General features: G+C 46.0%; 20 protein-coding genes. 12 read left to right on the plus strand and 8 right to left on the minus strand.

Features of this window, described 5'->3' with window-relative positions; all coding sequences use genetic code 11:
• Positions 1-38 precede the first annotated feature (38 nt).
• Together QQL66_RS01490 and QQL66_RS01495 are read right to left on the minus strand one after the other, a co-directional pair.
• Entirely contained in the window at positions 39-839 is an 801-nt protein-coding gene (locus QQL66_RS01490) for an alpha/beta hydrolase family protein (RefSeq protein WP_284377930.1), read from the minus strand.
• Between the two features lie 339 nt (positions 840-1,178).
• A complete protein-coding gene (locus QQL66_RS01495) occupies positions 1,179-1,697 on the minus strand; it encodes a protease complex subunit PrcB family protein (RefSeq protein ID WP_284377932.1) in 519 nt (172 codons plus the stop codon).
• Positions 1,698-1,822: 125 nt separating this feature from the next.
• Here QQL66_RS01495 and napE point away from each other — a divergent pair, with 125 nt between their 5' ends.
• The 8 genes from napE to QQL66_RS01535 all read left to right on the plus strand — a co-directional run bounded on the left by napE (position 1,823) and on the right by QQL66_RS01535 (position 9,733).
• Entirely contained in the window at positions 1,823-1,969 is a 147-nt protein-coding gene (napE, locus tag QQL66_RS01500) for a periplasmic nitrate reductase, NapE protein (protein WP_284377934.1), read from the plus strand.
• Position 1,970: 1 nt separating this feature from the next.
• On the plus strand, positions 1,971-2,555 hold the full coding sequence (napF, locus tag QQL66_RS01505) for a ferredoxin-type protein NapF (protein WP_284377936.1): 585 nt from the start codon (positions 1,971-1,973) through the stop codon (positions 2,553-2,555).
• 9 nt (positions 2,556-2,564) lie between these two features.
• On the plus strand, positions 2,565-2,849 hold the full coding sequence (locus tag QQL66_RS01510; RefSeq protein ID WP_284377939.1) for a chaperone NapD: 285 nt from the start codon (positions 2,565-2,567) through the stop codon (positions 2,847-2,849).
• Positions 2,850-2,911: 62 nt separating this feature from the next.
• Positions 2,912-5,407 (plus strand): nitrate reductase catalytic subunit NapA, encoded by a 2,496-nt coding sequence (gene napA / locus QQL66_RS01515; protein WP_284377941.1) that lies wholly within the window; start codon positions 2,912-2,914, stop codon positions 5,405-5,407.
• Positions 5,408-5,420: 13 nt separating this feature from the next.
• Positions 5,421-5,903 carry a nitrate reductase cytochrome c-type subunit gene (locus tag QQL66_RS01520; RefSeq protein WP_284377943.1) on the plus strand — a complete coding sequence of 161 codons (483 nt, stop codon included), beginning with the start codon at positions 5,421-5,423 and terminating at the stop codon, positions 5,901-5,903.
• A gap of 16 nt (positions 5,904-5,919) precedes the next feature.
• Complete coding sequence (locus tag QQL66_RS01525) at positions 5,920-6,504, plus strand: cytochrome c3 family protein (RefSeq protein ID WP_284377945.1); 585 nt, start codon at positions 5,920-5,922, stop codon at positions 6,502-6,504.
• Positions 6,505-6,596: 92 nt separating this feature from the next.
• Entirely contained in the window at positions 6,597-7,112 is a 516-nt protein-coding gene (moaB, locus tag QQL66_RS01530) for a molybdenum cofactor biosynthesis protein B (protein WP_284377947.1), read from the plus strand.
• 176 nt (positions 7,113-7,288) lie between these two features.
• Complete coding sequence (locus QQL66_RS01535; protein ID WP_284377949.1) at positions 7,289-9,733, plus strand: EAL domain-containing protein; 2,445 nt, start codon at positions 7,289-7,291, stop codon at positions 9,731-9,733.
• A 344-nt stretch (positions 9,734-10,077) separates the two neighbouring features.
• Here QQL66_RS01535 and QQL66_RS01540 read toward each other — a convergent pair whose 3' ends face one another.
• A complete protein-coding gene (locus tag QQL66_RS01540) occupies positions 10,078-13,740 on the minus strand; it encodes a response regulator (RefSeq protein ID WP_284377950.1) in 3,663 nt (1,220 codons plus the stop codon).
• A 212-nt stretch (positions 13,741-13,952) separates the two neighbouring features.
• Between QQL66_RS01540 and QQL66_RS01545 the strand changes: the two genes are divergently transcribed.
• Positions 13,953-15,212, plus strand: coding sequence for a response regulator (locus QQL66_RS01545; RefSeq protein WP_284377952.1), 1,260 nt, complete (start codon positions 13,953-13,955; stop codon positions 15,210-15,212).
• Between the two features lie 96 nt (positions 15,213-15,308).
• Here QQL66_RS01545 and QQL66_RS01550 read toward each other — a convergent pair whose 3' ends face one another.
• The 3 genes from QQL66_RS01550 to QQL66_RS01560 form a co-directional block, all read right to left on the minus strand.
• Complete coding sequence (locus QQL66_RS01550; RefSeq protein WP_284377954.1) at positions 15,309-16,871, minus strand: SpoVR family protein; 1,563 nt, start codon at positions 16,869-16,871, stop codon at positions 15,309-15,311.
• On the minus strand, positions 16,868-18,163 hold the full coding sequence (locus tag QQL66_RS01555; RefSeq protein ID WP_284377957.1) for a YeaH/YhbH family protein: 1,296 nt from the start codon (positions 18,161-18,163) through the stop codon (positions 16,868-16,870). Before QQL66_RS01555 ends, QQL66_RS01550 begins: the two co-directional genes overlap by 4 nt.
• A gap of 118 nt (positions 18,164-18,281) precedes the next feature.
• A complete protein-coding gene (locus QQL66_RS01560; protein WP_284377959.1) occupies positions 18,282-20,204 on the minus strand; it encodes a PrkA family serine protein kinase in 1,923 nt (640 codons plus the stop codon).
• 296 nt (positions 20,205-20,500) lie between these two features.
• Between QQL66_RS01560 and QQL66_RS01565 the strand changes: the two genes are divergently transcribed.
• Together QQL66_RS01565 and QQL66_RS01570 are read left to right on the plus strand one after the other, a co-directional pair.
• Positions 20,501-20,938, plus strand: coding sequence for a nucleoside deaminase (locus QQL66_RS01565; RefSeq protein ID WP_284377962.1), 438 nt, complete (start codon positions 20,501-20,503; stop codon positions 20,936-20,938).
• Between the two features lie 109 nt (positions 20,939-21,047).
• A complete protein-coding gene (locus QQL66_RS01570; protein WP_284377965.1) occupies positions 21,048-22,850 on the plus strand; it encodes an ABC transporter ATP-binding protein in 1,803 nt (600 codons plus the stop codon).
• A 92-nt stretch (positions 22,851-22,942) separates the two neighbouring features.
• Here the strand turns inward: QQL66_RS01570 and QQL66_RS01575 are convergent, their stop codons facing one another.
• On the minus strand, positions 22,943-23,401 hold the full coding sequence (locus QQL66_RS01575; protein ID WP_284377967.1) for a YbaN family protein: 459 nt from the start codon (positions 23,399-23,401) through the stop codon (positions 22,943-22,945).
• Between the two features lie 220 nt (positions 23,402-23,621).
• Here QQL66_RS01575 and QQL66_RS01580 point away from each other — a divergent pair, with 220 nt between their 5' ends.
• Complete coding sequence (locus QQL66_RS01580; protein WP_284377969.1) at positions 23,622-25,313, plus strand: fused response regulator/phosphatase; 1,692 nt, start codon at positions 23,622-23,624, stop codon at positions 25,311-25,313.
• Between the two features lie 37 nt (positions 25,314-25,350).
• Here the strand turns inward: QQL66_RS01580 and QQL66_RS01585 are convergent, their stop codons facing one another.
• Positions 25,351-25,974 carry a YecA/YgfB family protein gene (locus QQL66_RS01585; protein ID WP_284377971.1) on the minus strand — a complete coding sequence of 208 codons (624 nt, stop codon included), beginning with the start codon at positions 25,972-25,974 and terminating at the stop codon, positions 25,351-25,353.
• Positions 25,975-25,997 lie beyond the last annotated feature (23 nt).

Here is a 25,997-nt window from a genome sequence, read left to right on the forward strand (position 1 = left end):
CAGTTCTAAACGTACTCTGAGTCTTGTTCTGATTAGGCTTATGCCACAGAAGTCAAAGCAACCGGCGCATCGTCTTTCTTGATGTAACGTGATACCCAGGCACCAATTGTTCCTGCCACGTATTCCGCATCTTCTTTACGAGTGATCAAATGATCGGTTTGATCAAGTGAAACGAAGCTCTTAGGGTGCATTGCTGCTTGATAAATGTGAGCGGCTTCTTCGATCTCTACAGTGTCATCCACCGGAGAGTGCATGATCAGCAAGGCTTTTTTCAGCTTACGAATTTTGTCGTCCAGGTTCTGTTCCTGAATGTCCTCAAGGAATTGCTTCTTAATCGTAAATTCACGACCACTCAGGTTAACCAAGGCACAACCACAGTCTTCGATTTCTGCGCGATGCGCTTCAAACAAGTGAGCTACGTGAGCCGGGTCACTTGGTGCACCAACGGTTACTACTGCTTTTGCAGAAGGTACCTGATCTGCACAAGCTAATACGGCCGCACCGCCGAGGCTGTGTCCGATCAATAGAGAAGGGGCCTGATAGGTGTTTTCAAGGAAACGGGCAGCCGCTACCAGATCTTCGATGTTTGATGAAAAGTTAGTATTCGCAAAATCGCCTTCACTGCTGCCAAGGCCCGTGAAATCAAACCTGAGTACGGCAACACCACGTAATGCCAGTTCGCGGCCAATTCGGCTGGCTGCCACACTGGTTTTAGAACACGTAAAACAGTGCGCAAATAATGCATAGGCTACCGGGTTTTCCGGGCTTTCTAACATTCCGTCCAGACGAAGGTTATCTGTGTTGGTGAAGGTTACTTTTTGGCGAGTTACTTTAGTCATGTTTAACCCTTTGAGGCTGCTATTGCCTATCTTGCACAGTGGGATGCGCAAGTAGAAATCGAGTCTTAAAAATTAGTTATGTCGGCGATGATTTTCCTGGTGAGGGCAATCGCTCGATGCACAAACACAGAATACTTTAGCTAAAATCATGCCATAGCTGATTTTTGGGTAAAAAACGGCTTTTTCTGCGTTTAGCTGTGATGTGCGCTTATAGGGCGCCATGATAATGAAAAATAATGGTGCGTACAGTTACAATTTTTTATCGACTGCATTAATTTAGTGCAATAAGCGATAAGTGGCTTTGCCACATCAGTGCAGTATTTTAAGAATGCACTGAAGCTATAAAACTTTTCGACCCTTTGTGTCCCATATTTCAACCACTAACCCGTCTAATTGTTGCTGAGTAAAGTTGTGTTTGATGACCACCATTTCACACGGACTGGTCAATGCTGATGTGGTCATACTGTCAGGGGATGGCGTAATCCAATCTGCCTGAACTTTCAGCACCGAATCACTGTGTGTAATGTCTCGTACTTTTACTGCATAGCCACCACTGCTTTTAAGCCCCATAGCGACCAGCAAAATGCTTGTGTCTTTCGTAATCGGTCGTGCCGTAGAAGTCGCTCCGATTATTCGTTTATTTTGATGTTGAATTTCTTGTTGATAGAGCAGCTGACCTTGATCGGAATTTAAAAGCTGTATTTGAGGTTGTTGAAATGAACAGCGATGGGAGCTGTGAAGCGGTTCCCAGTTTAGAGTTTTGACCTTGTGAATATGTCGACATGAAACCAAACTAAATATTACGGTTAAAACTATAAAAATAAAGACGTTTTTTAGCTGTTTCTGTTCTATTTCCATGGTTGTTGATCCTAATCAAGTAAATAAACCTGCACAAATTATAGAGTCTTTTCACAGAGAAGATGAAAACTGTCTACTATTTAAAACCTATAAAGGTCAACGCAATATTCAACGGTGAGGGCGTTATGGACGAGTTTGAAAAAGGCGAAGAAAGAAACATGTTTTTGTTTCTGACTGTGGTGCTGTTCCCTGTACTTTCGGTGGCAGTGGTTGGAGCTTATGGCTTTGCGGTGTGGATTAGTCAACTTTTGATGGGACCTCCAGGAGCGTAGTATGGATCTCTCCCGTCGGGCTTTATTTCGGGGTCGTTTCAGTTCAAACAGTATTGCGATTGTGCAAAAGGTTCGTATGCCTTGGATGGTATCTTCCGAGGTGTTCACCGATCACTGTTCTCGTTGTGCCAAGTGCATCGACGTCTGTCCTGAGCAGATCATTGAAAAAGGCGATGGTGGGTATCCAACCGTAAATTTCAAGCATGGGGAGTGTACTTTCTGTGCTGAGTGCGTGGATGTTTGTTCTGAACCCGTGTTCCGAAATAAAGAGGAAAAACCGTGGGATTTGGTGGCAAACATTACTGAGGCGTTCTCTTCCTCTTCTTCCGTTTCTCTAGACGGTGTCTGCATGGCCCATCAAGGGGTGGTGTGTCAAAGCTGTAAAGATGTGTGTGACGTTCGAGCCATTCGAATGAGCTATCAGTCTTCAACTGTCCCGGTACCTGTAATTGACGATGATGTCTGTACTGGTTGCGGTGCGTGTCTTTCGGTGTGTCCAACTCAAGCCATTCAAATGTCATCTATCGAGAAGAAGAACTTAATGAATAACTGTGCTGCAGATCAGCAGACAGGGGTAAAGGAGTAGCAGTAAACCATGAGATCTCCAGAGCAATACGTGGACTCATTGGAAGGCGAATATCACATTTCGAGTGTGATTGTTCAGTTTAAACAGGATGTTCATTGTCAGGTTAAGTCGGGTATCAACGACATCGAAGGTGCGGAGATACGTGGTGTCGATGATGATCAAGGCAAGATGGTCGTGGTGGTAGAGCATGAAACTGAGCGAGGCATGGTCTCTATCATTGATCAATTAAAAGCGATTTCAGGCGTGGTGAATGTGTCTTTGGTCTATCACCAGGTCGATGATGAACAAGATTAGCTAAGTAAAAAATTCAATTCATAATTTAATGTGATTCTCAGCAAGAGCTTGAGGGGTGAAAGATGAAACTAACTCGTCGTGATTATATCAAGGCACAAGCAGCAGCTACGGCCGCAGCGGCAGCGGGTATTAGCTTGCCAACACAGGCAAGTAATGTGATCACCAGTTCCAAAGAAACGGAACTGAAGTGGTCAAAGGCACCGTGTCGTTTCTGTGGTACAGGTTGTAGTATCCATGTAGCTACGAAGCAAGGGAAAGTCGTGGCAACACACGGTGATATTAAGTCCGAAGTAAATAAGGGCTTGAGTTGTGTGAAGGGCTACTTCCTATCCAAAATCATGTACGGCAAGGATCGTCTGACTACGCCTTTGCTACGTAAGAAGAACGGTAAGTTCGACAAGAATGGTGACTTCGAGCCGGTATCCTGGGATGAAGCCTTCGATATCATGGAAGAGAAGTTCAAGAAAACCCTTAAAGAAAAAGGCCCGAAAGCCATTGGCATGTTTGGTTCTGGTCAATGGACTGTTTGGGAAGGGTATGCCGCGTCTAAATTGATGAAAGCCGGTTTCTTGTCCAACAACATCGAACCAAACGCACGTCACTGTATGGCGTCAGCGGTGGCTGGTTTCATGCGTACCTTTGGTATTGATGAACCAATGGGTTGTTATGATGATATGGAAAACGCCGATGCATTCGTGCTTTGGGGTTCTAACATGGCGGAAATGCACCCGATTCTTTGGACGCGAGTGACTGATCGTCGTTTAAGCGCACCTCATGTGAAAGTGGCGGTATTGTCTACCTACGAGCACCGTTGCTATGACTTGGCAGATATGCCAATCACCTTTGAGCCTCAATCGGACTTAGCGATCCTTAACTTCATTGCGAACTACATTATCGAGAACAATGCAGTGAACTGGGATTTCGTGAACAAGCACACGAATTTCCGTCGTGGTAATACCGACATCGGGTATGGCCTACGCCCTGAGCATCCGCTACAGCAGAAAGCTAAGAACGCAGACAAAGCGGGTGGTTCTTCACCAATGTCGTTCGACGAGTATAAAGCCTTTGTAAGCGAGTATACCGTTGAGAAAGCCAGCAAGATTTCTAAAGTTCCAGAAGATAAATTGATTGAGTTGGCGAAAATGTACGCCGATCCAAACACCAAAGTGACTTCATTCTGGACTATGGGTGTGAACCAACATACACGTGGTGTGTGGGTTAATAACCTGATTTATAACGTGCATTTGTTGACCGGTAAAATTGCTCAGCCTGGTAACAGCCCGTTCTCGCTAACTGGTCAGCCTTCAGCGTGTGGTACTGCCCGTGAGGTAGGAACCTTTGCTCACCGTCTGCCGGCAGACATGGTGGTTAAGAATCCTAAGCATCGTGAGTATGCTGAGAAAGTTTGGAAATTGCCAAAAGGCATTATTCCTGGCAAGCCTGGTTATCATGCAGTGCTACAGAATCGTAAGTTAAAAGACAGTGAAATTAACGCTTACTGGATTCAGGTGAATAATAACCTCCAGGCGGCTCCGAATATGAATGAAGAGACCTTGCCTGGTTATCGTAATCCAGACAACTTCATTGTGGTTTCAGATGCGTATCCAACTGTGACAGCGCAAGCGGCAGACTTGGTGCTTCCAACTGCAATGTGGGTTGAGAAAGAAGGTGCCTTCGGTAACGCAGAACGTCGTACCCAGTTCTGGCACCAATTGGTGAATGCGCCTGGCGAAGCGAAATCTGACTTGTGGCAGTTGGTTGAATTCTCCAAACGCTTCACAACGGATGAAGTGTGGCCTGCTGAAATCCTGGCTGAAAATCCATCTTATAAAGGCAAAACCTTGTTTGAAGTACTTTATAAGAATGGCAATGTGGATAAATTCCCGCTGGATCAAATCAGCAAAGATTACGAAAACTTCGAAGCGAAAGATTTCGGCTTCTATATCCAGAAAGGTCTGTTCGAAGAGTACGCTGAGTTTGGTCGTGGGCATGGTCATGATTTGGCGCCGTTCGATCGATACCATGAAGAGCGTGGTCTGCGTTGGCCAGTAGTGAATGGGAAAGAGACTAAGTGGCGCTACATTGAGGGTGAAGACCCTTATGTGAAAGCGGGTACTGGCTACCAGTTCTACGGAAAACCAGACAACAGAGCGATTATCTTTGCGTTGCCATATGAACCAGCAGCAGAAGCACCTGATAATGAATTTGATATGTGGCTCTGTACTGGCCGTGTATTGGAGCATTGGCATTCAGGGTCTATGACTCAGCGTGTTCCTGAACTCTACAAAGCGGTTCCGAATGCAGTGTGTTTTATGAACCCGGAAGATGCGAAAAAACGTGGTTTACGTCGTGGTGATGAAATCAAAGTGATCTCTCGTCGTGGTGAAATTCGTACTCGAGTGGAAACACGTGGTCGAAACAAACCACCTGTAGGCTTGGTGTTTGTTCCTTGGTTCGATGCGTCTCAGTTGATCAACAAAGTGACTCTGGATGCAACTGATCCGATTTCGAAGCAAACAGACTACAAGAAGTGTGCAATCAAGATTGTTAAGGCGTAAGGGGAGAAGGATCATGACTAAATTGACTCTTATTAAGAAATCAGTCCACGCCTTGGTAGCTTCTGTTGCTTTGGTGATTTCAATGATGACTGCATTTGCCGTGGCAGGAGAAACTTACATCTCCACGCTGCGCGGTGAGGTTGATCTGAATAAAGAGGCGGAAGCCCCGTTGATGGGTAAGGTGATGAACGAGGATGTCAAGCGCCAGCGTGCTTATCCGATGCAGCCACCGACCATTCCTCATAAAATCGACAACTATCCGGTGAACAAAAACGCCAACAAGTGTATGTCGTGTCATGCCCGTGATCGTGCAGAGGAGTCTCAGGCACCGATGGTAAGTGTGACCCACTTTATGAATCGTGATGGTAACTTCCTGGCTGAGGTGTCACCTCGTCGTTACTTCTGTAACCAATGCCATGTTGTTCAGCTTGATTCAAAACCATTGGTTGAGAATGACTTCCAGGATGTGTATCACATCATTGGCGAGAAGAAGTAACTGAGGAGAGTGTTATATGGGCACAATTAAGAAATACCTCAGGATTCTTAGAAAGCCGAGTGTGCATTACAGCTTGGGGTTCTTAACACTGGGTGGCTTCATTGCCGGTATCATCTTCTGGGGTGCGTTTAACACCGCCCTGGAAGCAACCAATACCGAGGCTTTCTGTACTGGTTGTCACGAAATGCGTAACAACGTCTATGAAGAGTTGAAAACAACCATCCACTTCTCAAACCGTTCTGGTGTACGTGCGAAGTGTTCCGACTGTCACGTGCCACACAACTGGACTGATAAGATTGCTCGTAAGATGCAAGCGTCCAAGGAAGTGTGGGGCAAGATTTTCGGTACTATCGATACGCGTGAGAAGTTCCTTGAGCACCGTCGTCGTTTAGCTGAAAACGAGTGGCGGCGTCTGAAAGCGAATGATTCGTTGGAATGTCGTAACTGTCATAACTTCGAATACATGGATTTCACTCGTCAAAGTAAACGAGCAATGGAACAACACTCTACGGCGTTGGCCAGCGGTGAGAAAACCTGTATTGATTGCCATAAAGGCATCGCACACCACCTCCCTGATATGAAGGGCGTTGAAGGCTGGTAAGTGTTAGAGGTACACTCCCAAGGAGTGAAAGGTAAAGAAAAACCGTCCTATATGGGCGGTTTTTTGTGATTAAAAGGGCTTGGATAACGGTTATGGCACATAAAACACCTAAAGAATTTAAAGCGGCTCGCATTGCTGTACTTACGGTTTCAGATACCCGAACGTTGGAAGAAGACACGTCCGGCCAATATTTGGTGGACTCACTGACCGAAGAAGGACATCAACTGGTTGATCGTAATCTGATTGTCGATGATGTGTATATTATGCGTGCGGTGGTTTCGCAGTGGATTGCCTCTGACGAGGTTCAGGTGGTATTAATTACCGGGGGCACCGGGTTTACCGGTCGGGATACCACGCCAGAAGCGATGAGACCATTATTTGATCGGGAAATTGAGGGCTTTGGTGAGTTGTTCCGTCATGTGTCCTACGAAGAAATTGGTACATCCACGGTGCAGTCTCGTGCGTTAGCAGGTTTTGCAAATGGCACGGCGATCTTCTGTATGCCTGGGTCCACCAACGCATGCCGAACAGCTTGGACTAAAATATTGAAAGAACAGTTGGATAACCGTCATCGGCCGTGTAATTTCATGCCGCATGTAAAACCTTAGGGACAAATGGATGGTGGTGCCGGTCTTTACGCCAAACGTGTAGTCAATCTCCTACATAGGTTGCTGCATATCTGGTAACAAGACTGGCCATCGTCCTTCTATACTCACTAGGGTGCATACGTGTTACCTGAAATAGCACAGAAAGGGATTTTTGAGCCACAGAGTTTGTGAGTATTATGCGTGTAGCCTTCCAAAAAAAGATATCCACAAAGTTAGCAAAGCAAACAGTGATCATTGCTTTCTTTGTCGGACTGATTCTTAGTTCCATACAGGTCTATCTGGATTATCAGGAACATGAAGAAAGTTTGTCTCATGCAGTAGACCAAATGATAGCGGTGTCATCGGGGTCAGCTGCCCGCGCTGTACGTACTCTGGATGAAAGTTTAGCAAAGGAAGTTGTGAATGGTTTCATGCATTACGAATTTATTCACAGTGCTGAGATCATCGATGATTTGGGCGTTCAGTTAGCCCGTTCCGAACCCGGAACAGCTTCTGAAATTAAACCCTCCAGATTGACTGAGTGGTTGGTCGATGCAGACGAAAACTATGTTCAGCCTTTAAAAGTCAGTCAGGAGCCCGAAGCCGGTTTTGGCAAGTTGGTTTTAGTAATCGACTGGGATGTGGCTTTGTCACCTTTTTATCATCGTCTTGTGTATGTTGTTACCAGTGGCTTAGTACGAAACATGCTACTGGCTTTGATATTGTTCTATGTGTTCTATGCCGCGCTAGCGGAACCTATGCATCGGGTTGCTCAAGTCTTGCGTAAGGTGAACCCCATCAATCCTTCCGGTGCCCGTCTTTCCCAAGATCTTGTTGAACGTGGTGATGAGCTTGGCGTGATTGCTGACATGACCAATGAGTTCTTTGCCAGTGTAGAGAAAAACATTAAGCAGAGAGACAGCGCCGAACTTCGTCTGTCTGACAGCCTTTTACAAACCCGAGAAATCATCGATAACGTACCCCATCCGATCTGTGCCCGAGACACTGAAGGCCGGTTTTTGTTTGTAAACAGCTCGTTGGCTGAGTTTTATGGATTAGATGAAGCCAAAATGGAAGAGTTGAATCAATATGAGCTTCATCGGGGGATCAATGAAGATCAGAGTGTTGAGCTGGAAGCGGCTGACAGAAGTGTCCTTCGTACCGGAGAGAGCTGTTTTATTGCCGATTTTTGTTTAACGGATCATGACAGCAACTTACATTATTTCCAAACCTCATTAGTTCCCTTTACCTACTTTGGGCAAGCGTCTGTTTTATCCATCATGGTAGATATCACCGCACGTAAACAGGCGGAAGAAAAAGTCATTGAACTGGCTTTTTATGATGCGCTAACCGGCTTACCTAATCGCAACTTGCTGACAGATCGTTTGGATCTCGAAATGCGTCGGGCGGAACGCCATCACTCAACGGGTGCTCTGTTGTTTATCGATTTGGATAACTTCAAAGGCGTGAATGATTCCTTTGGTCATGCGGTGGGCGATCAGGTTCTCCAGCATGTGGCGGAACAACTGAAAGGTGCTCTACGGGCTGTGGACACAGTGGCTCGTTTGGGAGGTGATGAATTCCTGGTGATCTTACCCGAGTTATCTGAAAACCTGGAAGAGGCAAAATTAAGCGCTCAATCGGTTGCCAAAATGTTAACGGAAAAGATTGCCACGCCGTTCTTTGTAAAGAATCGGGATTGGGTGACTTCGGCCAGTATTGGCATCGCCATGTATCCGAACGACTGTAATAACGTCAATGAAGTGATGCGCTTTGCGGACACGGCGATGTATGAGGCCAAAAAGCAAGGCCGGAATAAGCATGTGTTCTTTGAAATTGATATGGCCAGTCGGGCTGAGTCCGCCTACTCATTGGAAAATGAGTTGAGGGTTGCCGTAGCTCAGAACCAGTTTTTCCTGGTTTTCCAGCCTCAGGTGGGTGTTCAGGATGGTGTTATTCAAGGCGCCGAAGTGTTAATACGTTGGCGTCACCCTGACCGGGGGATTGTCCCGCCGTTCGAGTTTATCCCTGTATTGGAGTCCTCAGGGTTAATTTACGAAGTCGGTAAATGGATCATCAGAGAAGCCTGTTATTACATTAGAAAATGGCAGGATCTCGGGCTGTGGCATGATGAAGCCTGGCTTTCAGTGAATGTGAGTCCTAACCAATTCTATAATCCGGTGTTTGTGGACGACGTGATGGAGGCTTTGAAAGAAGCGGGGCTTTCTCCTACGGCGTTAGAGTTGGAAATTACCGAAGGGATCGTGATTCGGGATACGGAAAACACCATTAAGAAATTGGAGTTGTTACGATCCAACGGCATTCGTATTGCGATGGATGACTTTGGGACAGGCTATTCTTCCTTGTCTTACCTAAAACGCATTCCACTAGACGTACTTAAAATTGATCAGTCTTTTGTTCGGGATATCACCGTTGATCCTACCGATAAGGCCATCGTTGAAGCCATTTTGTCGATGTCTAAAAATATTGGCCTGGAGGTGGTGGCAGAAGGGATCGAGACCGAAGAGCATTATAAGTTCTTTAAAGGAACTTCCTGTCAGCGTTATCAAGGGTATTTGTACAGCCCGCCCGTTGAGTGTAAACGCTTCGAAGATATGCTCAGAGAGCGTGTTGTCGCTTAATAAGTACCCTAAATCGTGAGAAAGCTCTGACGGAGCCTGAAAGGTGAGTGAACACGCCAGCAACGGGGTATAAGAGGTGTCACAGGCTTGCTCCCTACATCCATAAGGTTGCAGGTTACTGTTGTGTTCACTCGGAACCATATAGTACGGATATTTTTGAGAATGAAAAGGTCTTAAAGAGACATATCTTATAGTGATAAACCATCGAATGGATAAGAGATTCGCCTGAATCCCTGTAATCAAGCGGGCTGGCAGGGACTTGAATAAGTACAAGCCCCTGTATTAATTAATGAAATTCTTTATTTAGACACTTTTTTATTAGACATGCTTTAATCAAACAGTCTTCATTTAGAAAGGTGGTACTCCTCAATCAGAGTGATCAGCCTTTCTATTTGTTCTTTTTCTTTGGCGTCCAAAGTGCAGTTCTGCACAAGGTAATCCAGTGTTTTGATGACGGATCGCCAGCGCGGCTTCTGAGGCAGCGTTTTCTCATTCAGATACTTGTCCAGCGTTCGTGTTTTAAGCGTTCCACCGTCGATATAGATTCGCCAAATACCACTTTCCTCTGCCAGATCTGTTTTGGTTTTATTCGTGTGTTTTTGCCATAAACGCAAGGCCAGCCTCGTTGCATCCACCAGGGTGTGTCGAGCCTGTTGTGCCTGATTTATTGCGTTGCTCTCTGTTGAGATAAAGGTCGAATCTAACAGCTGGCGGTATTGAGTCTCACTGGCGGAGGGGTTGTCGTGTAGGGGGGTATTTGATCTTGTATCGCTCGATGCTGAATCGTTTGAAGTCGAACTTCCACGGGTTGAATGGTTTGGAGCTTGATTGGTATGCGTCGAGTTTATTTGCATCGAACGGATCAGTGTTGGGTTATTTAGCGAACCCAGTGATTGTGGTGAGACATTGGCGAGTTGGATCACCAATTCTTCCAACAATCGGACACGGTCTTCTATTCTATCGTTAGTGTCTAGCGATTCCGTTTTGGTGGCCTCTACACCTGCTTTCTCTATGTTTGTATTTTCTATTTCTGGAGAGTTAAGAGAGGTTGTGTGGTTTGGCGGTGATAACTCTTCGAGGATCACTGCATAGGTAGTTTTCTTATTGTGCTGGAACTGATGCACCATCAGTTGGTGATTGATCTCTGTAAACGTATTCAGCCAACGATGATTGGGTATCAGCTTATCAAGGTTGTTTCGAATTCTATCGATTAACGGGGTTGGTTGATTATTACTAAAGATGGCTGGGTTTGAGCGAATGAGCTGCGTCATGGCCAAGTTCTGGTATTCAAGCGACAGATCTTCGTTCAGCACCAACAGCGGAGTACTGCTGGCATCAAACACGTTGAGCAGCAATTGGTTGCGATGTTGCAATTGTTCCTGGAGTGCTTCTGTCGTTTCCAGGTGCGTGAGTAATTGTTCGTTATTCTGAGAAAGTTCATGACAGAGTGAGGCTTTAATTTGAGCATCGACCCGGACTCTCAGTTCGGCCTGATTGTAGGGTTTAGCCAAGTAATCTGACGCGCCTGCTTCAAACGCATCTACGATGTCTTTGGTTTGTTGCCGGGCTGTCAGCATGATGATGGGCAGTTCCAGATTTGAATAGCTGCTACGAACCAACCGGCAAAGCTCAAGGCCGTTAATACCAGGCATCATAATGTCGAGTAAAAGAAGATCTGGTTGTTCGTCTTTCTCTAAAGCGTCCAAGAGGTGTTGGCCGAGGCTGAAGCCTCGGAACTGATAACCAAAACCGGTTATTTGATGTTCAATGATCTGTAAATTAATGGGCTCGTCATCCACTGCCCATACCATTAAGGGGTAGTCCTGACTTCGGGTAGTGTTGTTTGTTGGGGCTTTAGGGTGAGTTGATCGATCTGTATGGCGTCGTTCTGACACTTGAGATGAATTTGTTGGCACATCGGTTAGTGAATGTGCTGACGAATCTGTTGCTGAATCTGTCGGCGTTTGTTTGATCAAATCCTTACGAGTGATTTCCTGAACTGACAGCGGCAGATGCGTCGCTGTTTCCAGTTCAAAGTAGAAGGTACTGCCATGACCTGGAATACTTTTAACTTTTAGTTCGCTGTTATGCATTCGTAACAGGTCGCGAGTGATGGTTAACCCCAACCCATGGCCGCTTGCACTCATACCAGGTTGTGTGCCCTGACGAAATGCTTCAAACAGTTCATTTGACTCAGATACATCAAAGCCCAGTCCCGTATCTTTAATACTGATTAGGATACGATCCTTGTCCCGAACTTCTACCGTTACACTGATATCCCCTTCGGGCGTAAATTTAATGGCATTACCGATCAGGTTAAACAGGATCTGCTGAAGCCGGCTTTCGTCCGCCATGACCTTCGGACACCATTGAGGGCAGTGGGTTTGGAGACTGACAGGGCGGCCCTTCAACAGAGGGCGAAGACTCTGAGTGACTTGATCTAACACCGCTGACAGATTCACTGCCACGATGTGTAGCTTGAGTTGATTATGTTTGATGCTGGAGAGGTCCAGAATGTCATTCACCAAATTCGACAACCGAACGGAAGATGAGTGAATCAGTTTGAGGTTGGTGGTTGATTCCTGGTCCAGCTGTTTTTCCTGATTCAGCACCAGCTCAGTAAGAGAAGAGATGCCGTGAATCGGGGTTCTAAGTTCATGGGAGGTTTGTGCCAGGAAATCATCTTTCATGGCGTCCAGTTTCTTCAGTTCTGTATTTTTCTGCTGTAATCGTTGGCTGAGCGCTTCTTCATTGTTCAGGCTGAAAGCGTACCTTTGATTGAGTAACCAAGCTTGCATAATCACAAAGGAGGTGACGCCCCATTCTGTCATTAACGGAAGCTGTAAAATCATGTTATGCGTCAGCACATCAAGGAAGACTAAAACACTGAGTACGATAAAACTCAGCAGAAAGGTGACTGAAGAATTCCGTTTGTGTCTCACTGCCAGTACGGCAATTCGGAATAAATAGAGTAAACAGATAAGGATAATGACCTGATAAGGCAGGCTGCTCTGGGTGAACCAGGTAGAGGGCGTGAATAGGGTAAAAGCGCTGAACAGCAGGGCAATTGCAGTGAAGATTCGTTCAGCCTGTTTGGATCGGTATTGAGGATAAAGCTGATGCGCAAAGGCAATAAATAACGGTGCACTGATGAACATAAGAATATGTTCCAGCCTTTGACTCAGAGTCCATGAAATAAAGGGTAACCAGTGATTAAGAATGTGTTCGCCCGTCACGCCATTTCGTATCCCAACGGCTAAGCAGAAACAACCAAAGAAGAGTGCGGCCATTTCTTGTCGTCTGGCCATGTATAAAGAAAGAAATAGGCCACCTAACACCAGTAAAAGAATGGTGAGCGAGGAATCCAGTACCGCTGGAAAGGTTGCCAAGGCGTTCAGACCTGACTCGCCCGACACCTGAATCGAATGCCATGCGCCGCCTTCTTTAAAATGAAAGTTCGAAAGGTGCAATGTGAGTAGAACGTGGTTTGAACTTTGTTTTGAGGGAGAGTCGCTGAGTGGTGTATAAGTCGCCTCTGAAACCAGCGGGATGTAAACAGTGTCTGGACCAAATCCGGGTTGTTCACTATCGAATGAATGCCCGATCTGACCTTGAGTGACAATAGCAACGCCGTTGGCCCATAAGGTGCCGGCAGAAGGTAAGTCGGACAGCTTCAAATAAACACCTTCCAGCGACTCGGGAAATTCTACGTCTAAATAGAGCGTAGCAACGCCATAAGGACCGGAAGAACCATCGGGTCTGAGGTGGTTATTCCAGACGCCTGGAAAGGTGAATGCACTCGTTTCACTGGGTACTTCAAGTGGATTGTAGAAATTCCCCCAGGCAATTTTCCATTGGGCGTCCAGGGTGTAAACCTCAGAGGTTTTGAAATCGTGATTGCTTAGGTCCAGAAGGCCAGGTGTCTGAGCAAAACAAGAAAAACAGGCCAATAGCGTGGACAAACAACCAAACAAGACGATGCTTCGCAAGAAGTTGGGTGCGCGCAAGGTTTGGCATCCTCAATTTTGTTTATTATTAGAATTTTTACTTATACTAAACATTTGGTATGCCTTTTAATAGTGACTAATAAAACCGAGCTTGCACTTTGTTACGCAGTCGACAGGCCGGTTTAAACAGCCAATATATTGAGGTGTGTCGGAAGGCTCGGTGGACAAACTACAAGGGCCATCAAGAAGAATAATGAGAAGTGAGTCAGTCTATGTCGTCTCAGAAGAAACGCATTTTAGTCGTCGAAGACAGCCCAATCGTTCTGAAAATCATTCGGCACATTATCCATCAGGAATTAAATTCCAAACATTATCACGTCGATTATGCCGAATCCCTGGCTGAGGCTCAGGCTTGTGTTGCTGAACATCAGTATTTCGCAGCGTTGGCCGATCTGAATTTACCGGATGCCCCTGATGGCGAGGTTGTTCAATACATCTTAAGCAATAAGATTCCCTGTATTGTTCTTACCGGCTCTTACAGTGAAGAACGTCGTGAAAAACTGTTGATGATGGGCATTGTGGATTATGTGGTGAAAGAGAGTCGTTTCTCTTACGCATACGCTGTGAAGTTGATTCAACGACTCAGTCTGAATGAGCACATTAAAGTGCTGGTGGTTGAGGATTCAACCACCGCCCGGAAATACCTGAGAACCCTACTCGAACAGCATTTGTTTCAGGTTCTGGAAGCTGAGCATGGGGTACAAGCACTGGATGTCTATCGAGCGCATCCCGATATTCGTCTGATCATTACCGATTACAACATGCCGGAAATGGACGGCTTTGAGTTGGTGCGTCAGATTCGTACTCAGAGTGATAAATCCGATCTTGCGATCATTGGCCTGTCGTCGATGGAGAAGGGCGCGCTATCAGCTAAGTTCATCAAAAACGGCGCGAATGACTTTCTTCAGAAACCTTTCTTTCCGGAAGAGTTGCACTGTCGTGTGATTCATAACCTGGAGTCGATTGAGCAGATTCAGGCGTTGAATGAAGCCGCGAACCGGGATTATCTAACCAACCTGTACAATCGTCGTTATCTATACAGTGCCGGGGAAGAACTCTACAAGAGTGCTCAACAAGGTCGACCACTCGCTGTGGCGGTAATGGACATTGATCATTTCAAATCTTTTAACGACAGTTACGGGCATGAGGCGGGCGATGCGATGTTGGTTCACATGGGGGAATTGCTCAGTGAATCGTTCAGTCGGTTTGTGACGGCCCGATTGGGTGGGGAAGAGTTCTGTGTGCTACTGCCCGGATTATCTCAAACGCAAGCACGTACCTTGATGGATCAGTTCCGGTTACGCTTTGAAGATGAAGGCGTGTATCTGGGGGATAACTATTTGCAGGCCACCATCAGCATTGGTGTAACCAGCTATTTGGGACACAGTTTGGACAGTATGCTGCATCACGCGGATGAACTCTTATACCGGGCCAAGGAAATGGGCCGAAATTCAGTCGTCGGGGATGTTTAAATACTAACCAATAATGTTACCCGTTGAAGAGGTGTTGATCTCTTCAACGGGGAGATTCATAGACTTCTCAAACTGCTCATCTCTTGGACACCCGACTTAACTGGCTTTGCCAATCAGCTCTTCGGTGGTTTTGTCCGGGCACTCCCAACTTTGAACCAGTATTTGGTTATCCACAGATTCAAGCCGGACCGGGAACCCCCAGAGTGAATAAATGTGTTTGAGCATTTCTTCACTGGAGTGGTCGTCCAACGGACGGCTGTTGTGCATGTAATGTTTGAGTGTGATGGAACGATCCCCTCGGACGTTCACATTGTAGACCTGGATGTTAGGTTCGATGTTCCCGAGGTTGTATTGATCGGACAACTCACAGCGTAATTCCCGATACCCCAACTCATCATGAATTGCGGTGACCTCCAAGTGATCTTTTTGTTTGTCGTCCCGAATGCCGAAGAGGTGAAGATCTCGCATTACTTTGGGGGATAAAAACTGGAGGATGAAACTTTCATCTTTGTAGTTACGCATGGCGTAATCCAATGTTTTAACCCAGTCTGAACCGGCAATGTCCGGGAACCACTCTTTATCTTCATCCGTTGGATTCTGACAGATGCGTTGGATGTCCCGCATCATACTGAAGCCCAGGGTATATGGGTTGATGCCTGAATAATACGGGCTGTCGAAGTCCGGTTGATAGATCACATTGGTGTGGGACTGCATGCACTCGATCAGCATGCCTTCGGTAATGAAGCCTCGGTTATACAATTCGTTAATCAAGGTGTAATGCCAGAAGGTCGCCCACCCTTCATTCATTACCTGGGTTTGTTTTTGTGGATAAAAGTATTGAGAGAGTTTTCGCACAATACGAATGATCTCTCGTTGCCAGGTTTCGAGTAAGGGCGCGTTTTTTTCAATGAAGTAGAGGATATTTTCTTCCGGTTCTTCTGGAAAACGCTTGCTGCCTTCGTCTTTGGGTCGTTTACTTTTAGGAATGGTGTTCCAGAGCTGATTAAGTTGACGCTGGCGATACTCTTCCCGTTCGGCCTGTTTGGCTTCTTCCTCTTGCGGTGATAAAGGCACCGGACGTTTGTAGCGGTTGACACCATAGTTCATCAGCGCGTGGCAGGAGTCCAGCAATTGTTCTACTTGATCGGTGCCGTAGCGCTCTTCACATTTTTGAATGTATTGTTTGGCGAACAGCAGATAATCAATGATGGCTGTGGCGTCCGTCCAGGTCTGGAATAAGTAATTGCCCTTGAAGAAGGAGTTATGACCATAGCAAGCATGGGCAATCACCAAGGCTTGCATCGCCATGGTGTTTTCTTCCATTAAATAGGAGATACAAGGCGAAGAGTTAATGACAATCTCATAAGCCAGCCCCATCGCACCCCGTTGGTAATTTTTGTGCGTTGAAAGGAAGTGTTTTCCGAACGACCAATGGTTGTACATCAATGGCATACCAATGGAGGCATAGGCGTCCATCATTTGCTCAGAAGAAATCATTTCGATCTGATTGGGGTAGGTATCCAAACCAAACTCCTGCGCCAGTTCGCTGATTTTTTGGTCGTAGAGTTTGATCAGATCAAAGTTCCACTCTGAACCTTCCGAGAGATACTGACGCTTAAACTTACGGTTCAAGGGTAAGGGCGTTGGTTTTCTTGTCATGCGTCTCTCCTTTCAAACAGTTCTCTAAACACAGGATAAATGTCCGATGCATCAGTGAGGTCCTGCATGGCAAATTGATCGGGATAGGTGGCGGCGACTTGTCGGTATTCCTCCCATAGGTTCTGATGAAAGCGCGAGCCAATTTCAACGTAAGCGAAATACTGCACTTTCGGCATGATGTCTTTTAACAGTAGCTTGGCACAGCGTATCGAATCGTCGTCCCAGTTGTCGCCGTCTGAGGCCTGGGCGACATAGATGTTCCAGTCGGCCGGGTTGTAGCGTTTTTGAATCACTTCGGAGGTCAACTCCAACGCGCTGGAAACGATGGTGCCGCCTGTCTCTCGGGAATAGAAAAAGGTTTCTTCATCCACTTCTTGTGCGGTGGTGTGATGTCGAATGAATACCACATCAATCTGTTTGTAATTCCGTTTCAGGAAAAGATACAACAGGATGAAAAAGCGTTTGGCGATGTCTTTAATGGCTTGTGTCATACTGCCGGACACATCCATCACACAGAACATGACAGCACGGGTGCTAGGTAATGGAACTTTGATCAGGTTGTTATAGCGAAGATCAAAGTCATCGATAAAGGGGAGTTTTCCTAACTTGTGTCTGAGTTCTTCTAACTCCTGGAACAAGGCAGCGCGAATGACATTAGCTTCTATGTCACTCACTTCGTTATCCAAGCACTGCTGATCGAGCGCTTCCAGTTCTTCAAGAATTTCTTTTACCCGTTTACGCTTTTTTCCTCCCAGGGCAATGCGGCGAGCGTGGGCATTTCGTAATGAGCGAACCACATTGAGTTTGTCCGGGGTTCCGACACTGGTGTAGCCAGCGCGTCGGTATTCAAAGTTGGATGCATCCTTTAATTGTTTTCGAACAAGGTTGGGAAGCTCCAGGTCTTCAAACATGTAGTCCAGGAATTCTTCCTGGCTGATTTGGAAGACAAAGTCGTCCATGCCTTCGCCCTGGTTGCTGGCTTGCCCTTCGCCTAGCCCGCCTCCGCCACCACCAGAGGGTGGTCGGGCAATAACATCGCCTTGATGAAATTCTTTATTACCAGGGTGAACGCGTGTGTTTACGCCGCCAGGCCCGTGATGAAAAATCGGTTCTGACACGTCTCGACTGGGCAAACTGATTTCAGTGCCTTTCTCCATGTCTTTGATACTGCGTTGTTTGATGGTTTGATTGACCGCCTCTTTAATGTGTTTTTTATAGCGATCAAGAAAACGCTGTCGATTAACAGTGCTCTTGTTCTTACCATTCAAACGTCGGTCTATGATATGCGTCATAGGCCCTCCAAACTTCGTATTTGAGAACGACAGTGCCGTGCTTTTGGACAGATGCAGGCGACGAACGTTATCGTCTAGCGTTCCGTCGCCGTTCTCTGTCTTTTGTGTGAATGCTCAATTATTGAGACTTACGTACCCGGATGTACCATTCACATAACAACCGCACTTGTTTCTCTGTGTAGCCCCGGTCAATCATGCGTTTCACAAACTCGTTGTGTTTTTTCTGATCTTCGCTGGAGGCTTTCGCATTAAATGAGATAACTGGCAGCAGATCTTCAGTGTTTGAGAACATTTTCTTCTCAATGACCAGCCGCATTTTTTCGTAGCTGGACCAGTTTGGATTCCTACCTGCGTTATTGGCACGTGCTCTGAGTACGAAATTCACGATCTCATTTCGGAAGTCTTTTGGATTCGCGATGCCGGCTGGTTTTTCAATTTTCTCCAATTCTTCGTTGATGGCTGCTCGATCCAATATGTCGCCAGTGTCCGGATCACGATATTCCTGATCTTGTATCCAGAAATCCGCATAGGTGACATAGCGATCAAAGATGTTTTGACCGTATTCAGAGTAAGATTCCAAATACGCGGTTTGCACTTCTTTGCCCAAGAATTCTATGTATTTCGGTGCTAAGAACTCTTTTACGTATTTTAATAAGCGTTCATGCATTTCAGGCGGGAATTGTTGTTGTTCAATTTCCTGTTCCAATACATAGAGTAAGTGAACCGGGTTAGCGGCCACTTCTTCCGGGTCGAAGTTAAAGACTTTCGAAAGGATCTTAAATGCAAACCGCGTTGATAAACCGTCCATGCCTTCGTCAACGCCAGCGGAGTCTTTATATTCCTGAAGGCTTTTGGCTTTAGGATCGGTATCTTTTAAGTTTTCACCATCGTATACCCGCATTTTTGAGTAGACGCTGGAGTTTTCTGGCTCACGAAGTCGCGAAAGCACTGAGAATTGAGCCATCATAGTCAAGGTATCCGGTGCACATGGTGCGTGGCTCAAAGAACTGTTTTCCAGCAGTTTCTCGTAGATGTGAACTTCTTCCGTAACTCGTTTACAGTAAGGCACTTTGACAATGAACACCCGATCGATGAAGGCTTCATTGGTTTTGTTGTTCTTGAATGTTTGCCATTCCGACTCGTTGGAGTGGGCGAGAATGATGCCATCAAACGGAATGGCACTGAGCCCTTCTGTCCCGTTGTAGTTGCCTTCCTGAGTCGCCGTTAATAACGGGTGTAGCACTTTGATCGGTGCTTTAAACATCTCAACGAATTCCAACATGCCTTGGTTAGCTCGGCACAAGCCGCCGGAATAGCTGTAGGCATCGGTATCGTCTTGAGAGAATTCTTCCAGTTTCCGGATGTCGACCTTCCCGACCAGGCTGGAAATGTCCTGGTTGTTTTCGTCGCCGGGTTCTGTTTTAGCGACCGCGATCTGATCCAATACGGAAGGGTAAACCTTAACGACTTTGAATCTTGAAATATCGCCTCCAAACTCATGCAGACGCTTGACCGCCCAGGGCGACATAATGCCTTTTATATAACGTCTGGGAATGCCGTAGTCTTCTTCTAAAATTTGCGCGTCTTCTTCGGGATTAAATAACCCCAAAGGCGATTCCTGAATCGGGGAATCTTTAATGGCATAAAAAGGGACTTGTTGAATTAGGCTTTTGAGTTTTTCGGCCAGGGAGGATTTGCCACCACCAACAGGGCCAAGGAGATAGATGATTTGTTTGCGTTCTTCCAGACCTTGTGCAGCATGGCGGAAATAAGAGACGATGTTTTCAATCGCTTCTTCCATGCCGAAGAAGTCTTTAAAGGCTGGATAGCGTTTAATTAGTTTGTTAGAAAAAATTCTGGACGATCTTGAGTCTCTCGAAGTGTCAACAACTTCGGGTTCACCAATTGCCATTAACATACGTTCTGCGGCATTGGCATAGACGGTGGGATCTTCCTTACACAGTTGTAAATACTCTTCTAATGTAAGCTCATCTTCCTGCTTAGCGATGTAGCGATCCTGATACCTGTCGAATATGCTCATATGGCCTCCTGAATAGGTTTTCAATATAGCTTTGTCAGGCTCAAGTGATTCTCATGATCACCCAGCTGTACACGCCGCGCTTTTGCTCCTCAAAAGTCTGGCTGTGCTTATAGTGTTAACGCTTTTTGTGCAAATTTACTCCTGCATTTGCTATGCCATTACTTAAAGTGGCTTTGTTAAGTCTCTGATTTTAATTGTAGTCGAGATTTCTCGAATAAAATTAAAAGTGCTGTTTTTCCTGATGCCTGCTATGTTGGACAATAAAATGACAGGGGCAGTTCAGAAGGAGTTGTTATATGGATCAATTCATGAAAATGGCGTATGAAGAGGCACAACAAGGACTCAAGGAAGGTGGCATACCCATTGGTTCCGTTTTGGTTCACAAGGGCAACGTTTTGGGGCGGGGACACAATCGTCGCATCCAAAAAGGCAGTGCTATTTTGCATGGTGAAATGGATGCTTTGGAGAACGCTGGCAGGTTACCGGCAAGTGTCTATAAAGAGTGTGAGTTGTACACAACTTTGTCACCGTGCTGCATGTGCTCGGGCACAATCTTGTTGTATGGCATCCCGAAAGTGATTGTCGCTGAAAATACCACTTTTATGGGGGAAGAGGAGTTGCTTCGCTCCCGAGGTGTCGAAGTCACGGTATTAAATGACCCTCAATGCATTGCCATGATGGAAGCTTTTATTCAGGAACAACCTACCTTATGGAATGAAGATATCGGCGAATGAACTGAATAATTTATCCATTCGCCTAAATGAGAATAATTAGCGATAATCAAAGGAATCTTTTTTAGCGGTTTTATACCTGAATTGAGTTTCAAATATCGAGTAGTTGTTGTTGAGTAGATCATTAGAAGTTTCTCAGAAAAAGTTTGGATCCGGTTTCTTTAAACGTCTGTTATTGAAACATCGTAAAGAGCTTATTTACGCTCATTTGATTGCCATTCTGGCAACGGTTATTGCGGTGCCTTTGCCTTTACTTCTGCCTGTTCTGGTGGATGAAGTACTGTTGGACCAACCGGGGCAGGCGGTTTCCTTTTTACAATGGATGCTGCCAGATTCCTTCCATTCGGCGGCCAGCTATATCGTGGCGATGACGCTATTAAGTATCGTTTTACGAATTGCCAGCATGTTATTAAATGTGTGGCAGAGCCGACAGCTCACCATTGTCTCAAAAGACCTGATTTACAGGATGCGAATGCGGCTGTTAAAGCAGCTTCGGCTAGTCTCAATGAAGGAATATGAATCCATCGGAAGTGGTGGTATTGCCAGTCGCTTTGTGACGGATTTAGACACCATTGATCGTTTTGTCAGTGTGTCCGTCAGCCGACTTCTGGTGGCGGTGTTAACCATCATTGGTACAGCGGTTATTTTACTGTGGATGCATTGGCAGTTGGCATTATTTATCCTGTTTCTTAACCCTGTGGTGATCTATTGCACCATGATTTTGGGTAAGCAGGTGAAGACGTTGAAGAAGCGGGAAAATTCTGCCTATGAAGCCTTTCAGCAAGCGCTCACTGAAACCCTGGATGCAGTGCATCAAATTCGAATTGTGAATCGGGAACAGTTTTATTACCAACGAATTCAGGATCTGGCTGATGCGGTGAAACAGCGATCCATCACCTTTGAATGGCGCTCCGATGCCGCCAGCCGATTCAGCTTTAATGTCTTCCTGATAGGATTTGATATGTTCCGAATGATCTCCATGTTGATGGTGATTTTCTCGGATTTGTCCATCGGGCAAATGTTTGCGGTGTTTGGTTACTTATGGTTCATGATGGGGCCAGTTCAAGAAATTCTCAACATGCAATATGCCTATTACAGTGCCAAAGCGGCGTTGCAGCGAATCAATACCAGTTTTGATCTGGAGATTGAGCCACAGGTTGAACCATTGGCAAACCCGTTTAAACAGGCCGATGTTCGGATTGACGTAGATGATGCGGTGTTTGGTTATCATCAGGATAAACGGGTATTGAATCATGTCTCTTTCTCTATCGAAGCCGGTGAACGGGTGGCCTTTGTTGGCGCCAGTGGCGGCGGTAAATCGACCTTGGTCCAGCTGTTAACGGGCATGTACCCGTTAACGGAAGGTGACATTCGCTTTAACGGCCGATCTATCAGTGATATTGGTTGGCCGCTGATTCGTGAGAATGTCTGCACCGTGATTCAAACGCCTGCATTGTTTAACGCCACTGTGCGTATGAATTTGGATATGGGCATTGATTACAGTGATCAGCAACTCTGGCAAGCGCTGCAGGTGGCTCAGCTGGATGACGTGGTGAAGCAGTTGCCCGATGGACTGGACACAGTTGTGGGTCGAAACGGCATTCGACTTTCCGGTGGTCAGCGTCAACGTTTGGCCATTGCCCGCATGGTACTAATGAACCCTAAAGTGGTGATTCTCGATGAATCAACGTCGGCCCTGGATACCGAAACGGAAGCCAATCTACACGATGCCTTGTCTGACTTTCTTAAAGGGCGGACGACTATCATCATTGCGCATCGTTTGAGTGCCGTGAAACAAGCCGACCGCATTTTTGTTTTCCACGAAGGGCGTATTTGCGAAGAAGGCAATCATCAGAGTTTGGTGGATCGTGGTGGCTTGTACGCGAATCTCTACGGTGAACGTCAGTTAGTTTGATGAGCGGTTGATTTAATAATTAGTTGGTTCACCGATTAGAAGGTTTAATGATTTGCTGGTTTATCGATGAGCTGGTTTATTGATTAGCTGGTTTATTGATTAGAAGGCGGCGCAGGTTTTGTTGGATTGCCTTTTGACGTGTGATCACTGATGGACTGATTCTGTTGGACGTCCAGCGTAGGTAACCGAAACAGGTAAATCGAAACGCACAGCGCGATCAAGGCCATAGATACAATTACCCATACCGGTGGTTTTACGATCCAGATGCTCAGTGACATCATGCAAATGATCAATGCTGAGGTATAGCATTTGGCTTTGAAGGGTATGCCCTTGCCATCGATGTAGGCGGAGATATAACGGCCAAGCCTAGGGTGATCAACCAGCCAGTGATAAAAGCGATCGGACGTTCTGGCAAAACATGCTGCGGCTAACAATAGAAACGGAGTGGTAGGTAAAATGGGAAGAAAAATTCCGAGAACACCTAAGACGACGGCCACCCAACCAAGAATTAATAAACTCCAATGTAAAATTGGGTGTTTCCTTTTTTTCAAATGTCTCACCTTTGTACTCATGTACTGTACTAATGCATCGTACTCATCTGGATAACCGTTACTTAGTTGTTCAGTCTATTGAAGTTGACAATGAATACAAGTGGGTTGATGCTTGATCTTTATTATCGACCGCTCAGGTCAATGCTTGTGGAATATTTGGTCGGTTATTGCTCATTATGAGATGGAAGAATGAGCCATTTATGGTGTAAAGGAGGTATGAATGAAGGTTTTGGTTGTCGATGATCAGGAGATCAATCGCACGCTGTTAAGCTTCATTCTTGAAGACGAAGGCTATCAATATCATATGGCGTCGGATGGTGAACAAGCCATTCAACTTTATATTGATGAGCAACCGGATTTAATTTTGATGGACATCATGATGCCGGGCATCGATGGCTATGAAGCGGCTCGGAAAATCAAAGAGCAGGCAGGAAATCGCCATATCCCCATCATTTTCTTAACTGCCAAAACGGATCTGGAATCGCTGTCCCGTTGTTTGGATGACGGTGAAGACTTCCTCACTAAGCCTTTCAATGAAGTCATTCTGAAAGCGAAAATTCGGGCCCACCGTCGGGTGGCTGTATTGTATAAGCAGTTGAATGACAAGAACGACGCGCTGACCTTCCACAACAGCCGAATTCAGCAAGAGCAATTAATGGCCCAACGGGTTTTTTCCAATGTTATGGAAAAGAACCCGAACCACTGTACCAACCTCTCTCATTATTTGTCGTCTGCCTCTGTCTTCAGTGGTGATCTGTTTTTATATAACCGAAGTCCTTCCGGTGGCTTATATCTGTTGTTGGGAGATTTTACCGGGCACGGTCTACCGGCAGCGATTGGTGCCATTCCAACCTCTCAGATTTTCTTTCAGATGTCGGCACGCGGTGAAGCCGTAAGTGACATCGCTCGGGAGATTAACCGCGAACTGTGGTCTATTTTGCCGAGTCATATGTTTTGTGCTGCTGCCGTAGTGGAAGTGAACAAGACGGGCTCTCAACTGACACTTTGGCAGGGTGGTTTGCCTGATATTTTGTTGGCTTCCTCTCATTCGGTCGATGACTCTTCCATAGATGATGTTTCTATCAAAGTATTAGAGCCGTTACACCTTCCTCTGGGAATGGTAGGCGATGGGGATTTCGAAGACGATGTGAAGGTGATTGCCGTAGAACCGACAGACATCATGTATGCCTATACGGACGGCATTACCGAAGCGGTGTCATCACAAGGCAATATGTATGGCATTGATGGTTTGGTGTCTGCGGTTAAAGACAATGCCTCAAACGGGTTAAGAGGCATTATCGAACATTGGAAAGGCTTTTGTGCGGTCGACCAGGAATACGATGATGTGTCCTTGGTTGAGCTGAACTTTGGTCATGTGGATTGGGCCGATGAGCCGATCGCCGCAGAAACAGCAGAGCACAAAATCACGCCTTGTACCATGAACTGGGCGTTTACCGGCGAGCAGTTGTCGGACATACGTTGTGTGGATTCCATTGTTGCTATGGTCGAGCCCTTCTTTAGTGAAGCGGTGCGTAAGGACTTACTTCGATTAGTGCTCAACGAAATGTACAGTAACTCGCTAGAGCATGGCATTTTGCGTTTGAAATCTGAGTTGAAAAATTCAGTTGAAGGATTAGAGCACTATGAGCAGTTACGAGCTGAACGATTGTTTGAATTGAGTGACTCGGACTGGATTAAGATAGAAGCGCATCTTTGTACTTCCATGGGGCAAGCGTATCTGGATTTGGAATTGTCTGATTCTGGTAAGGGTTTTGATGTGGCTGAAGTGACTACCCGACCGGAGAATGATTCGCTCAGTCATGGTCGTGGGCTTGGTCTGATTCGATACTTGTGTGAATCCGTAGAGTTTTATAACAGTGGTGCTTCAGTAAGAGCCAGATTCAGTCTATAACCTGTCTGGCTCTTGAGAGGTAGGGCTTTGCTTTAAATTAGCGCTTGCCGCCACGGCTCCCGCGTTTTTTCTGAGTGTTTTTGCTGGCTCCGTAGACACTCTTAGGCGGGCCTTTCTTTTCTTCTTCCACTCGGAACAACAGGAATAGGTCGATGAGAATTTCAGGGATTTCTTCAATCCACTGACTGATCAACTGGTCATTGGCGGTGATGTCCTGAGTTTCTTCTTCTAACATGCCGGAGATGGCAAAGACCGGCATCAACAGTTGAGTGGCGTTTTCTTCATATTTGCTGTTCAACCAGATGTCTTCAAAGGCCAATACCACTTCTACAAAACCGGCCGCCCAGGAAATAATGGCATCTTCGTCGTCTTCTTCGTTCATCCAAGGAAGATCAACATCTTCTTCACCTTCCAGTTGAACCTGAATATCCGCACACACGAGCTTGATGGCTTCTTGTAATTCAGCAATTTGTGTCTCATTAAGCGCATTGATTGCTTCATCTACCACGTGATCAGTGATACTTTTAATGTCTAGCTCTTTGGGAGTGATAACAAACGCAGCTAAGGCACCTAAACAGCCCATATAATCCAGAGCATCTTCTTCCAATTCTGGTAACGTTAAAATATCTTCGAGTTGTTGGTGAGCATGATCGAGGGACATATTGCGCCTTAAGCTGAAATCGA

Origin of the sequence: Litoribrevibacter albus, from assembly GCF_030159995.1 — a bacterium.
Taxonomy (GTDB): domain Bacteria; phylum Pseudomonadota; class Gammaproteobacteria; order Pseudomonadales; family Litoribrevibacteraceae; genus Litoribrevibacter; species Litoribrevibacter albus.

Excerpts from the sequence above, each read along its gene's own strand:
- QQL66_RS01490 (WP_284377930.1), bottom strand. The coding sequence starts at position 839 with ATGACTAAAGTAACTCGCCAAAAAGTAACCTTCACCAACACAGATAAC.
- QQL66_RS01495 (WP_284377932.1), bottom strand. The coding sequence starts at position 1,697 with ATGGAAATAGAACAGAAACAGCTAAAAAACGTCTTTATTTTTATAGTT.
- napE (WP_284377934.1), top strand. The coding sequence starts at position 1,823 with ATGGACGAGTTTGAAAAAGGCGAAGAAAGAAACATGTTTTTGTTTCTG.
- napF (WP_284377936.1), top strand. The coding sequence starts at position 1,971 with ATGGATCTCTCCCGTCGGGCTTTATTTCGGGGTCGTTTCAGTTCAAAC.
- QQL66_RS01510 (WP_284377939.1), top strand. The coding sequence starts at position 2,565 with ATGAGATCTCCAGAGCAATACGTGGACTCATTGGAAGGCGAATATCAC.
- napA (WP_284377941.1), top strand. The coding sequence starts at position 2,912 with ATGAAACTAACTCGTCGTGATTATATCAAGGCACAAGCAGCAGCTACG.
- QQL66_RS01520 (WP_284377943.1), top strand. The coding sequence starts at position 5,421 with ATGACTAAATTGACTCTTATTAAGAAATCAGTCCACGCCTTGGTAGCT.
- QQL66_RS01525 (WP_284377945.1), top strand. The coding sequence starts at position 5,920 with ATGGGCACAATTAAGAAATACCTCAGGATTCTTAGAAAGCCGAGTGTG.
- moaB (WP_284377947.1), top strand. The coding sequence starts at position 6,597 with ATGGCACATAAAACACCTAAAGAATTTAAAGCGGCTCGCATTGCTGTA.
- QQL66_RS01535 (WP_284377949.1), top strand. The coding sequence starts at position 7,289 with ATGCGTGTAGCCTTCCAAAAAAAGATATCCACAAAGTTAGCAAAGCAA.
- QQL66_RS01545 (WP_284377952.1), top strand. The coding sequence starts at position 13,953 with ATGTCGTCTCAGAAGAAACGCATTTTAGTCGTCGAAGACAGCCCAATC.
- QQL66_RS01550 (WP_284377954.1), bottom strand. The coding sequence starts at position 16,871 with ATGACAAGAAAACCAACGCCCTTACCCTTGAACCGTAAGTTTAAGCGT.
- QQL66_RS01555 (WP_284377957.1), bottom strand. The coding sequence starts at position 18,163 with ATGACGCATATCATAGACCGACGTTTGAATGGTAAGAACAAGAGCACT.
- QQL66_RS01560 (WP_284377959.1), bottom strand. The coding sequence starts at position 20,204 with ATGAGCATATTCGACAGGTATCAGGATCGCTACATCGCTAAGCAGGAA.
- QQL66_RS01565 (WP_284377962.1), top strand. The coding sequence starts at position 20,501 with ATGGATCAATTCATGAAAATGGCGTATGAAGAGGCACAACAAGGACTC.
- QQL66_RS01580 (WP_284377969.1), top strand. The coding sequence starts at position 23,622 with ATGAAGGTTTTGGTTGTCGATGATCAGGAGATCAATCGCACGCTGTTA.
- QQL66_RS01585 (WP_284377971.1), bottom strand. The coding sequence starts at position 25,974 with ATGTCCCTCGATCATGCTCACCAACAACTCGAAGATATTTTAACGTTA.